9 protein-coding genes, 2 rRNA genes and 1 other RNA gene are annotated in these 12,452 nt (G+C 48.6%); 4 read left to right on the top strand and 8 right to left on the bottom strand.

Annotated features, from left to right (window positions below):
• Window positions 1-90 precede the first annotated feature (90 nt).
• Together spf and polA are read right to left on the bottom strand one after the other, a co-directional pair.
• Window positions 91-199: non-coding RNA, spot 42 RNA (gene spf, locus SF4562), on the bottom strand.
• 147 nt (window positions 200-346) lie between these two features.
• Complete coding sequence (polA, locus tag SF3934; RefSeq protein NP_709662.1) at window positions 347-3,133, bottom strand: DNA polymerase I; 2,787 nt, start codon at window positions 3,131-3,133, stop codon at window positions 347-349.
• 1 nt (window position 3,134) lies between these two features.
• Here polA and SF3933a point away from each other — a divergent pair, with 1 nt between their 5' ends.
• A complete protein-coding gene (locus tag SF3933a; protein YP_008439293.1) occupies window positions 3,135-3,377 on the top strand; it encodes a hypothetical protein in 243 nt (80 codons plus the stop codon).
• A gap of 119 nt (window positions 3,378-3,496) precedes the next feature.
• Window positions 3,497-4,429, top strand: a complete 933-nt coding sequence (gene yihG / locus SF3933; protein ID NP_709661.2) for an acyltransferase — start codon at window positions 3,497-3,499, stop codon at window positions 4,427-4,429.
• Window positions 4,430-4,469: 40 nt separating this feature from the next.
• Here the strand turns inward: yihG and yihF are convergent, their stop codons facing one another.
• The 4 genes from yihF to yihD all read right to left on the bottom strand — a co-directional run bounded on the left by yihF (window position 4,470) and on the right by yihD (window position 8,030).
• Window positions 4,470-5,942 carry a hypothetical protein gene (gene yihF, locus SF3932; RefSeq protein NP_709660.2) on the bottom strand — a complete coding sequence of 491 codons (1,473 nt, stop codon included), beginning with the start codon at window positions 5,940-5,942 and terminating at the stop codon, window positions 4,470-4,472.
• Window positions 5,943-6,054: 112 nt separating this feature from the next.
• Window positions 6,055-6,681: a periplasmic protein disulfide isomerase I gene (gene dsbA / locus SF3931; RefSeq protein NP_709659.1), complete on the bottom strand. Its 627-nt coding sequence runs from the start codon at window positions 6,679-6,681 to the stop codon at window positions 6,055-6,057.
• A gap of 16 nt (window positions 6,682-6,697) precedes the next feature.
• Window positions 6,698-7,684 (bottom strand): serine/threonine protein kinase, encoded by a 987-nt coding sequence (gene yihE, locus SF3930; protein ID NP_709658.1) that lies wholly within the window; start codon window positions 7,682-7,684, stop codon window positions 6,698-6,700.
• 76 nt (window positions 7,685-7,760) lie between these two features.
• Complete coding sequence (gene yihD, locus SF3929; protein NP_709657.2) at window positions 7,761-8,030, bottom strand: hypothetical protein; 270 nt, start codon at window positions 8,028-8,030, stop codon at window positions 7,761-7,763.
• A 69-nt stretch (window positions 8,031-8,099) separates the two neighbouring features.
• On the opposite strand from yihD, the gene mobA reads away from it, so the two are divergent.
• Together mobA and mobB are read left to right on the top strand one after the other, a co-directional pair.
• Window positions 8,100-8,684: a molybdopterin-guanine dinucleotide biosynthesis protein MobA gene (gene mobA, locus SF3928; protein NP_709656.1), complete on the top strand. Its 585-nt coding sequence runs from the start codon at window positions 8,100-8,102 to the stop codon at window positions 8,682-8,684.
• Window positions 8,666-9,193 carry a molybdopterin-guanine dinucleotide biosynthesis protein B gene (gene mobB / locus SF3927; protein NP_709655.1) on the top strand — a complete coding sequence of 176 codons (528 nt, stop codon included), beginning with the start codon at window positions 8,666-8,668 and terminating at the stop codon, window positions 9,191-9,193. Before mobA ends, mobB begins: the two co-directional genes overlap by 19 nt.
• Before the next feature lie 99 nt (window positions 9,194-9,292).
• On the opposite strand, the gene rrfA is transcribed toward mobB, so the two are convergent.
• Together rrfA and rrlA are read right to left on the bottom strand one after the other, a co-directional pair.
• Window positions 9,293-9,411, bottom strand: a 5S ribosomal RNA gene (rrfA, locus tag SF4532).
• 94 nt (window positions 9,412-9,505) lie between these two features.
• Window positions 9,506-12,409, bottom strand: a 23S ribosomal RNA gene (gene rrlA / locus SF4531).
• Between the last annotated feature and the right edge of the window lie 43 nt (window positions 12,410-12,452).

Raw genomic sequence — 12,452 nt, 5'->3', positions numbered from 1 at the left:
ATCCGGCCCGTAAATTCAATAGATTACAATTCTACCGTTGGCCTGATAAACATAGCGCATCAGGCATTACGGATCTTTTCTTTCGCCCAATAAAAAACGCCCCAGTCATTACTGACTGGGGCGGCTAAAATATTCAGCCAAATCCGATTACGTGAAGTAAAAGGTCTGAAAGATAGAACATCTTACCTCTGTACCCTACGCGACTAACTTTACTCTTTTTTGTTCAGTTCAGAAAGCACTTTTTGTAATTTTTTTTCAGTTGTTGCATAGGAATTTCTAATAGCCATCACAAAACGTGACAGCTTATGTTGCTTACTTACGAAAAAAGGGCATGTTCAGGCGAATCTTAGTGCGCCTGATCCCAGTTTTCGCCACTCCCCACTTCCACCAGCAACGGCACATCCAGACGGGTACAGTTTTCCATCAGTTGATGAATCTGCTTCGCGACGGCATCAACATCATCTTTATGAACTTCAAATACCAGTTCATCGTGTACCTGCATGATCATACGTACACGCGGTTGCTCAGCCTGTAACCACGCATCAACGGCAATCATCGCCCGTTTGATAATGTCGGCGGCGGTTCCCTGCATTGGCGCGTTAATGGCTGCACGTTCAGCCGCTGCACGACGAGCACCATTGCTGGATTTGATATCCGGCAGATACAGACGGCGTCCGTCCAGCGTTTCAACGTAGCCCAGCTCTTTCGCCTGAGCACGGGTGCGTTCCATATACTCCAGCACGCCAGGGTAGCGTTCGAAGTAAAGGTCCATGTACTTCTGCGCTTCTTTACGTGGAATGTTCAATTGCCGCGCCAGACCGAAAGCACTCATGCCATAAATCAGACCAAAGTTGATCGCTTTCGCGCTACGGCGTTGCTCGCTGGTGACGGTTTCCAGTGGCAAACCAAACACTTCTGCCGCCGTTGCCCGGTGGATATCTTTTCCTTCCGCGAATGCGGTCAGCAAGCCTTTATCACGCGAGAGATGCGCCATAATGCGCAGTTCAATCTGCGAGTAGTCCGCTGAGACAATCACATAATCCTCTGGCGCAATAAACGCCTGGCGGATACGACGACCTTCTTCGTTACGCACCGGAATGTTTTGCAGGTTAGGATCGGTTGACGATAAACGTCCCGTTGCAGTTACTGCCTGGTGATAAGAGGTATGCACACGCCCGGTTTTCGGGTTGATCATCAGCGGCAGCTTGTCGGTGTAAGTCGACTTCAGCTTCGCCAGACCACGATACTCCAGAATCACTTTTGGCAACGGATAGTCCAGCGCCAGTTCTTCCAGTACCTCTTCCGACGTTGACGGCGCGCCACCCGGCGTTTTCTTCAGCGGTTTAATACCCTGTTTTTCAAACAGAATGGTTTGCAACTGCTTGGTGGAAGAAAGGTTAAATTCTTCACCTGCAATTTCATGCGCTTTCTTTTCCAGCTCAGCCAGACGCAAGGTGAGCTCTTCAGAATGATTGTGCAGCACTTTCGGATCGATCTTCACACCGTTACGTTCAATGCGTGAAAGCACCGGCACCAGCGGCATTTCGATATTCTCGAAGACGTTCAACGGCCCTTTGTGTTTCTGCAGATCCGGCCACATTTTCAGATGCAGCTGCAAGGTGACATCTGCATGTTCGGCGGCGTAACGTCCGGCCTCTTCGAGGGCAATCTGGTTAAAGGTCAGTTGATTTTTGCCTTTACCCGCAATCTCTTCAAAAGTGATGGTTTTGTGCTTCAACCAACGTTCCGCGAGGCTGTCCATATCGTGACGCCCGGCAACGCTATTGAGAATGTAGGACTCCAGCATGGTATCAAACGCAATCCCACGCAGTTCAATGCCGTAATTCGCCAGAATACCGCGATCGTATTTCAGGTTTTGCCCGACCTTCAGCGCCTTTTCATCTTCCAGCAGCGGTTTTAGCAACTCGAGTGCACGCTCGTGAGAGATTTGATCGGGCGCATCAAGATAATCATGAGCAACCGGAATATATGCCGCTACGCCTGGCTCGATAGCAAAAGAAAGCCCGACCAGGTTAGCAGAGATGTTATCAAGGCTGTCGGTTTCGGTATCAAATGCAAATACCGGCGCTTTTTCCAGCTTCGCAATCCACGCTTTCAGTGTTTCTTCATCAAGGATAGTGACGTAGTTGTCATAAGAAATCACCGTTGCCGTCACTTCTGGCGCTTCGTCTGCAACACTGGTTTCCTGCGGCTTCGCGGCTGTTTTTGCCCCTTTGGCCTGTAACCATTTGCCCACTTCGACATCAGCAGTCCAGCGTTTGAACTCATACTTTTTGAACAGCCCCAACAACTCTTCCGCTGCCGGTTGCTGCACTTCCAGTTGTTCACAGGTCAGCTCCAGTTCAACATCGGTTTTAATCGTCGCCAACTGGTATGAGAGATAAGCAACTTCTTTGTTTTGCTCGAGCTTCGCTGCCATTGTTTTCGCGCCACGGAAGCTCAACCCAGCAATTTTTTCTGGCTCGGCATACAGCGTATCCAGCCCGCCAAGACCTTGCAGCAATGCCTGCGCGGTTTTTTCACCGACGCCCGGTACGCCAGGAATGTTATCAGAGGAGTCACCCATCAGCGCCAGGAAGTCGATGATCAATTCTGGCGGCACGCCGTACTTATTCACCACCTCTTCCGGTCCGAGGATGGTATTCGTCATGGTATTGATAAGCGTAATATTTGGCGTCACCAGCTGCGCCATATCTTTATCGCCAGTGCTAATCAGCACCGGACGCCCGGCTTTTTCGGCTTCGCGCGCCAGAGTACCGATAACGTCGTCCGCTTCTACGCCAGAAACCGCCAGCAGCGGCAGTCCCATCGCTTTAACCATCGCGTGCAGAGGTTCGATTTGTGCTCGCAGATCGTCCGGCATTGGCGGGCGATGTGATTTGTAATGTTCAAACAGTTCATCACGAAAGGTTTTTCCCTTGGCGTCAAAGACCACCGCTGCATGCGTCGGTTTATATTGCATGATCAGACTGCGCAGCATGTTGAGGACACCATACATCGCACCGGTCGGCTCGCCTGCGCTGTTAGTCAGCGGGGGAAACGCGTGATATGCGCGATAAAGATAAGATGAACCATCTACAAGGATAAGTGGATTTTGGGGGATCTGAACCATAATGTCCGTGCCTGTTTATCAGATTATGGGTAAAGGATGCCACAGACAGGATGAAAACATGAGTTTTTCACCGCTTTTCGTGAAAATCTTTTGTAGATCTGCTGGATCGCTCGCAAATCGTCATGTGGATAACTTTGTGCATAAATTATTTACATCGCTTTTAATTTATTATCATGCTTTTTACAGCATGATGTTTGTCTTTGTTTTTCATGCAGTTAAAAATAAATCCATCCCTAATAATTGAGATAATGGGATTTTTTCTAATGTGGATAGATATGAATTATTTTTCTCCTTAAGGATCATCCGTTATTTGGGTCATTTTCTGCTAAAATCTGCGCCTTGCGCTTCTTTAGTGCACTGTCTATGGCTAACCTTTTGAATAAATTCATTATGACGAGAATACTCGCTGCGATAACCCTTTTGCTGAGTATCGTATTGACCATTTTGGTCACTATTTTTTGTTCCGTCCCGATCATCATTGCCGGGATTGTAAAACTATTGCTACCTGTGCCAGTCATTTGGCGAAAGGTTTCGCGTTTTTGTGATTTTATGATGTATTGCTGGTGTGAAGGTCTGGCGGTATTACTGCATCTGAACCCACACCTGCAATGGGAAGTTCACGGGCTGGAAGGGTTAAGTAAGAAGAACTGGTATCTGCTTATTTGTAACCACCGTAGTTGGGCAGATATTGTCGTACTGTGCGTGCTGTTTCGTAAGCACATTCCGATGAATAAATATTTCCTCAAGCAACAGCTGGCCTGGGTGCCATTTCTTGGCCTGGCGTGCTGGGCGCTGGATATGCCGTTTATGAAGCGTTATTCCCGCGCTTATTTATTACGTCATCCGGAGCGACGTGGTCAAGATGTTGAAACCACTCGGCGTTCTTGTGAAAAGTTTCGCCTGCATCCCACCACCATTGTCAATTTCGTTGAAGGCTCCCGTTTCACGCAAGAAAAACATCAGCAAACCCACTCCACTTTTCAAAACTTGTTGCCACCAAAGGCGGCAGGCATTGCGATGGCGCTAAATGTACTGGGTAAACAATTCGATAAACTGCTTAATGTTACGCTGTGTTATCCGGACAATAACCGTCAGCCGTTCTTCGATATGTTAAGCGGTAAACTGACGCGGATTGTCGTACATGTGGATTTACAGCCTATTGCCGATGAGTTACATGGCGACTACATCAATGACAAAAGCTTTAAGCGCCATTTTCAGCAATGGCTGAACTCATTGTGGCAGGAAAAAGACCGGCTTCTGACGTCTCTCATGTCATCACAGCGTCAGAATAAGTAAGTTTTACTCGCCTCTGAATGAGCAGAGGCGAGTGAGTATTTTAATGAACAAAACGTCCGGCACGAGACATAAATTCTTCTTCGCTCATCTCCTGTCCGTTAAAAACAACTTTACCCGGTGTATAACGCAGCTGCAGCGAGGCGGTATTGTTGTCAATCGTGATTAACTGAAACATCTGACCTAATGTCATCATCCCGCTGATTTGTTTATCAGCCTGCTTTTGCGCTTTTTCCGCATCCATTCCTTCAGATAAATTAAGCTGTTTTGCGGTTTCTGTGACGACATTAAGCGGTAACTTCACATCAAAATTGAGCGATTTGATATCTTTGTTTGTGGATGATGAAGATTTGGCTGGGTCGGCAATACTGATATCCAGATTGGCATTTAGTTCGCCGAGTGCGTTCTTCCATCTTACCGGTTGTTTAATGGTCGGCTCACTTTTTTGTAATAACGGTAAATACTCTTTGAACAATGCAGCATTCACTTCTTGCAGAGCAACTTCATCGTTTGCTAACTCAGGGTGTGCAGCAAGCTGCTTCTGCATCGCAATGTTATACTGGATGATAAATTGGCGCACTGCTGAGGGATCAATAGATTCAGCAATCAATGACCACTCACCACTACCGAGTTGCTGATTCCCTTTTGTTAACTTATCAAGTTCGTAGGTCAGATTGACATTGATATAATCTTTGTCTTTAACGCGATCCAGCCTGGTTTTTGCAACGAAAGCATCGATTTGGGCAACGTCTTCCCCGTGATTGATAATGTTAATCTGATTAAATTTCGACTCGCTTTCACCAACCGGAAATTTCTTTTCTTCTAATCGCGCCAGAGAATCAATGGTAAAACTTTTTGCCGTTACTTTGTTCATTGGTGATAATTGCAGAACAATATCTTCGACTTTGCCTTCAATATCCAGGTTAGACAATGAACTACCATCACCATTAAAAGTAAACTGGCCCTCACCAAAAGAAAATTTTCCATACTCTGCAGGGGCAACATCTAATGTCGTAGAGAATGAGCCACCAAACGCGAATCGCAATGTCGCTTCCACGGGCGATTTATTTTTCGCGGCGATAAATAGCGGTTGTGTCAGTTCATTATTCACTAAGTTCACTTTTGCCGCTGCCAGTGCTGGGATGACATTACCATGCATTAACATTGTGATGGGCAACGGACCGTGCTCAACATCCACATCAAATACAACTTTCTGGCCTGGCTTGATATTGAGATCGGGTGCACCGTTATCGAATGTCATTTGCATTTGAAAACGGGAATTAAAAAAGCCTTTGTCAAAGTTTTTATAACTTAACGTCATATCGTAGGCATGTTCACCTTTCTTTTTCGCATCGTTAAAATCTTTAATAAACTTTTCGATACCAGGCTGAATTTGCGTACCTGTGTACCATGTGCCACCACCCCAGATTACGGCTAACGCAACAATAACACCTGTAGCTGACTTACGTATCATATAAATATTCCCTGATAAAACAGCAAAACTTTGAATATCCACTTATGCTGAAATAATGTCCAGCGGCAGGATGCATTATCAGAATGTATTTATATTTATTAAATAATAAAAAAAGCCCGTGAATATTCACGGGCTTTATGTAATTTACATTGAATTATTTTTCCTCGGACAGATATTTCACCGTATCAGCATACTGCTGAACAAAAACATCCATATTGCTGGTATCCATACCCTGCGGATTCAGCTGATATTTACCGTTAACAAACATCGCCGGAACACCACGCAATTGCACATCAGCTGCGGCTTTTTCCTGCTGAGCGACCAGAGATTTCACCACGAAGCTGTTCCACGCCGCGTCGTACTCTTCACCTTTAATACCTGCATTGATAAATACATCGCGGATATCAGATGCTGAACGAATGGTCTGGGTTTTCTGTACGCCTTCAAACAGCGGAACAGTCACTTTGTCTTCCACGCCCAGCGCCATCGCCACAGCCCATGCCTGAGTCAGATCTTTGCCCAGGTCACCACCCATGAAGTTGACGTGGTATTTAGTCATCTTCACGCCTTCCGGCAGTTTTTTCTTCACATTATCAGAAATATGCAGAACTTCTTCAAACTGATAGCAGTGCGGGCAGAAGAAAGAGAAAAACTCCAGCACTTGCGGCGCGCCAGCTACCGGTTTTTCCAGGGTAGTGTACTGTTTACCATCTTCATACTGCGCCGCCGATGCGCTAAACGCTAAAACTAAACCAGCCAGCGCCAGCCAAATCTTTTTCATGATCTACTCTCTCCGATTAATACATAGGTGTTAATTGCAAAGGGGGTTCTTGTAGAACTTTTGCCTGTTCTATAAAAGTCGCCGTCTGTCGTAGCCAGTAATCTTCCCCGGTTAACCACGGGAAATTTTTCGGGAACGCGGGATCAGCCCAATGCCGCATTAGCCAGGCAAGATAATAAACCAAACGCATGGCGCGTAAAGGTTCAATCAGTCCGATTTCAGCGGTGTCGAACTCGCTAAATTCTTCATAAGCTTCAATAATAGTTTCCAGTTGCATCCGCTGCTGGGCTTTATCGCCATTGAGCAACATCCACAAATCCTGAATAGCTGGACCATTACGTGCATCATCCAGATCAACAAACATTGGACCATCGCGCCAGAGAATATTCCCGGCGTGGCAGTCTCCATGTAGCCGCAGAACGGTGAAATCTTCCCGCCAGTGTGCTGTAACGGCGGCGATCAGCTCATCTGTCGCTTTCAGAAATGCCGCTTTCAACCCGGAAGGTATCAGTGTAGCGTCCTCAAACAGCTTGCGAGGCTCAATGAGATATTCATTCAGACCGATGGTCGGGCGATGAATAAAAAGCTGTTTGCGCCCCGTCTGGTGCATACGCCCTAAATAACGCCCAACCGCTTCCATCTGATCGATATTATCAGCTTCGAACTGGCGACCACCGACGCTTGGAAAAACAGCGAAATAAAATCCCTGATGATTCAATAAAGTCTGACCGTTAAAGGCCACAGGTGCTGCGACCGGAACTTCATCATTTACCAGCTGCAACGCAAATTGATGTTCTTCGAGGATTTGATCGGCTGTCCAACGTTCAGGGCGATAAAATTTGACGACAAAACGTCGACGCTCTTCGTCCTGAAATTGATAGACACGGTTTTCATAGCTGTTAAGCGGGGTAAGACCGGAATCCACCCGGATCCCTTGCTTAAACAGAGCGTCCATGATGGTATCCGGGTGTAGTGTCTGGAAAGTAAAAGCGCTGTTGTTCATCCCATCATCCGGAAAACATTACGAATGATGAAGGATATCATTTCACGATGATTTTGGTGGCGCCGCTTACAAGCTTTTACTCTTTAATTACGCCGCGAGCGCGTAACAGCGCCGTTTTGAAGTCTTCTTCATAATCTTTCTGCAAACCCGGGATCACCGCATCTTTCGCGGAATCACGCATTTTCAGGTGATAGATCAGAATGTCATCCGTCAAATCCGCCAGTTCGCCGTCAAAACCTGACTCTTTCGCCAGTTTCTGCAAAAATTGCAACAAGTTAAAGTCTGGCTCTTTTTGCCAGGCTGGCTGGAGGAGTTCAATAACTTCATTCAGACGTTTACATTTCATAGTAATGCTCCTTACTCTTGAGACAGACACGTTAGCAGGGTCAATCCCACAATAAAAGAGGCGATATCGGTGAATCTAATGACGACGATAACAGGCGTTGTGCTGGCAGGCGGTAAAGCCAGACGAATGGGCGGCGTAGATAAAGGATTGCTGGACTTAAATGGCAAACCGCTGTGGCAACATGTCGCTGACGCGCTTAAGACGCAGCTCTCTCACGTCGTGGTTAATGCTAATCGTCATCAGGAAATCTATCAGGCAGGCGGTCTGAAAGTGATTGAAGATTCACTGGCGGATTACCCAGGCCCTCTGGCAGGAATGCTTTCAGTAATGCAGCAGGAAGCTGGTGAGTGGTTTTTGTTTTGTCCGTGCGATACGCCTTACATTCCCCATGATTTAGCCGCCCGGCTTAATCATCAGCGCAAAGATGCGCCTGTCGTGTGGGTCCATGACGGTGAACGCGATCACCCGACTATTGCTCTGGTAAACCGCGCTATTGAGCCTTTATTACTGGAATATCTGCAAGCAGGAGAACGCCGGGTAATGGCATTTATGCGTCTGGCTGGCGGTCATGCGGTTGATTTCAGCGATCATAAAGATGCATTTGTTAACGTGAATACGCCAGAGGAGCTTGCCCGATGGCAGGAAAAACGATGATACCGTTACTCGCCTTTGCCGCGTGGAGTGGTACCGGAAAAACTACGCTTTTGAAAAAACTGATCCCGGCATTATGCGCCAGAGGGATCCGTCCGGGGCTGATTAAGCATACGCACCATGATATGGATGTTGATAAGCCAGGCAAAGATAGCTATGAGCTGCGCAAGGCTGGCGCGGTACAAACCATCGTTGCCAGCCAGCAACGATGGGCCTTGATGACGGAAACACCAGACGAAGAAGAGCTGGATCTACATTTTCTCGCAAGTCGAATGGATACCTCAAAGCTGGATTTGATTCTGGTCGAAGGGTTTAAGCATGAAGAGATCGCAAAGATTGTGCTGTTTCGCGATGGAGCCGGACATCGACCTGAAGAATTAGTGATAGACAGGCATGTTATTGCTGTAGCCAGTGATGTGCCGCTTAATCTTGATGTCGCATTACTGGATATTAATGATGTTGAGGGGCTGGCTGATTTTGTGGTGGAGTGGATGCAAAAGCAGAACGGATAAGCAAGAGTAGGCTGGATCAGACGCAGCCAGCGTCGCACCCGGCATTTTTTTCACCAACGCAAAAAGGCCATCCTGACGGATAGCCTTTCGCTTAATTTGATGCCTGGCAGTTCCCTACTCTCGCATGGGGAGACCCCACACTACCATCGGCGCTACGGCGTTTCACTTCTGAGTTCGGCATGGGGTCAGGTGGGACCACCGCGCTACGGCCGCCAGGCTAATTCTGTTTTATCAGACCGCTTCTGCGTTCTGATTTAATCTGTATCAGGCTGAAAATCTTCTCTCAATCCGCCAAAACATCTTCGGCGTTGTAAGGTTAAGCCTCACGGTTCATTAGTACCGGTTAGCTCAACGCATCGCTGCGCTTACACACCCGGCCTATCAACGTCGTCGTCTTCAACGTTCCTTCAGGACCCTTAAAGGGTCAGGGAGAACTCATCTCGGGGCAAGTTTCGTGCTTAGATGCTTTCAGCACTTATCTCTTCCGCATTTAGCTACCGGGCAGTGCCATTGGCATGACAACCCGAACACCAGTGATGCGTCCACTCCGGTCCTCTCGTACTAGGAGCAGCCCCCCTCAGTTCTCCAGCGCCCACGGCAGATAGGGACCGAACTGTCTCACGACGTTCTAAACCCAGCTCGCGTACCACTTTAAATGGCGAACAGCCATACCCTTGGGACCTACTTCAGCCCCAGGATGTGATGAGCCGACATCGAGGTGCCAAACACCGCCGTCGATATGAACTCTTGGGCGGTATCAGCCTGTTATCCCCGGAGTACCTTTTATCCGTTGAGCGATGGCCCTTCCATTCAGAACCACCGGATCACTATGACCTGCTTTCGCACCTGCTCGCGCCGTCACGCTCGCAGTCAAGCTGGCTTATGCCATTGCACTAACCTCCTGATGTCCGACCAGGATTAGCCAACCTTCGTGCTCCTCCGTTACTCTTTAGGAGGAGACCGCCCCAGTCAAACTACCCACCAGACACTGTCCGCAACCCGGATCACGGGTCCACGTTAGAACATCAAACATTAAAGGGTGGTATTTCAAGGTCGGCTCCATGCAGACTGGCGTCCACACTTCAAAGCCTCCCACCTATCCTACACATCAAGGCTCAATGTTCAGTGTCAAGCTATAGTAAAGGTTCACGGGGTCTTTCCGTCTTGCCGCGGGTACACTGCATCTTCACAGCGAGTTCAATTTCACTGAGTCTCGGGTGGAGACAGCCTGGCCATCATTACGCCATTCGTGCAGGTCGGAACTTACCCGACAAGGAATTTCGCTACCTTAGGACCGTTATAGTTACGGCCGCCGTTTACCGGGGCTTCGATCAAGAGCTTCGCTTGCGCTAACCCCATCAATTAACCTTCCGGCACCGGGCAGGCGTCACACCGTATACGTCCACTTTCGTGTTTGCACAGTGCTGTGTTTTTAATAAACAGTTGCAGCCAGCTGGTATCTTCGACTGATTTCAGCTCCACGAGCAAGTCGCTTCACCTACGTATCAGCGTGCCTTCTCCCGAAGTTACGGCACCATTTTGCCTAGTTCCTTCACCCGAGTTCTCTCAAGCGCCTTGGTATTCTCTACCTGACCACCTGTGTCGGTTTGGGGTACGATTTGATGTTACCTGATGCTTAGAGGCTTTTCCTGGAAGCAGGGCATTTGTTGCTTCAGCACCGTAGTGCCTCGTCATCACGCCTCGGCCTTGATTTTCCGGATTTGCCTGGAAAACCAGCCTACACGCTTAAACCGGGACAACCGTCGCCCGGCCAACATAGCCTTCTCCGTCCCCCCTTCGCAGTAACACCAAGTACAGGAATATTAACCTGTTTCCCATCGACTACGCCTTTCGGCCTCGCCTTAGGGGTCGACTCACCCTGCCCCGATTAACGTTGGACAGGAACCCTTGGTCTTCCGGCGAGCGGGCTTTTCACCCGCTTTATCGTTACTTATGTCAGCATTCGCACTTCTGATACCTCCAGCATACCTCACAGCACACCTTCACAGGCTTACAGAACGCTCCCCTACCCAACAACGCATAAGCGTCGCTGCCGCAGCTTCGGTGCATGGTTTAGCCCCGTTACATCTTCCGCGCAGGCCGACTCGACCAGTGAGCTATTACGCTTTCTTTAAATGATGGCTGCTTCTAAGCCAACATCCTGGCTGTCTGGGCCTTCCCACATCGTTTCCCACTTAACCATGACTTTGGGACCTTAGCTGGCGGTCTGGGTTGTTTCCCTCTTCACGACGGACGTTAGCACCCGCCGTGTGTCTCCCGTGATAACATTCTCCGGTATTCGCAGTTTGCATCGGGTTGGTAAGTCGGGATGACCCCCTTGCCGAAACAGTGCTCTACCCCCGGAGATGAATTCACGAGGCGCTACCTAAATAGCTTTCGGGGAGAACCAGCTATCTCCCGGTTTGATTGGCCTTTCACCCCCAGCCACAAGTCATCCGCTAATTTTTCAACATTAGTCGGTTCGGTCCTCCAGTTAGTGTTACCCAACCTTCAACCTGCCCATGGCTAGATCACCGGGTTTCGGGTCTATACCCTGCAACTTAACGCCCAGTTAAGACTCGGTTTCCCTTCGGCTCCCCTATTCGGTTAACCTTGCTACAGAATATAAGTCGCTGACCCATTATACAAAAGGTACGCAGTCACACGCCTAAGCGTGCTCCCACTGCTTGTACGTACACGGTTTCAGGTTCTTTTTCACTCCCCTCGCCGGGGTTCTTTTCGCCTTTCCCTCACGGTACTGGTTCACTATCGGTCAGTCAGGAGTATTTAGCCTTGGAGGATGGTCCCCCCATATTCAGACAGGATACCACGTGTCCCGCCCTACTCATCGAGCTCACAGTATGTGCATTTTTGTGTACGGGGCTGTCACCCTGTATCGCACGCCTTTCCAGACGCTTCCACTAACACACACACTGATTCAGGCTCTGGGCTGCTCCCCGTTCGCTCGCCGCTACTGGGGGAATCTCGGTTGATTTCTTTTCCTCGGGGTACTTAGATGTTTCAGTTCCCCCGGTTCGCCTCATTAACCTATGGATTCAGTTAATGATAGTGTGACGAATCACACTGGGTTTCCCCATTCGGAAATCGCCGGTTATAACGGTTCATATCACCTTACCGACGCTTATCGCAGATTAGCACGTCCTTCATCGCCTCTGACTGCCAGGGCATCCACCGTGTACGCTTAGTCGCTTAACCTCACAACCCGAAGATGTTTCTTTCGACTCATCATCGTGTTGCG

Origin of the sequence: Shigella flexneri 2a str. 301 (assembly GCF_000006925.2) — a bacterium.
Lineage (GTDB): Bacteria > Pseudomonadota > Gammaproteobacteria > Enterobacterales > Enterobacteriaceae > ECMA0423.
This window is presented reverse-complemented; position numbering and strand designations above follow the sequence as displayed.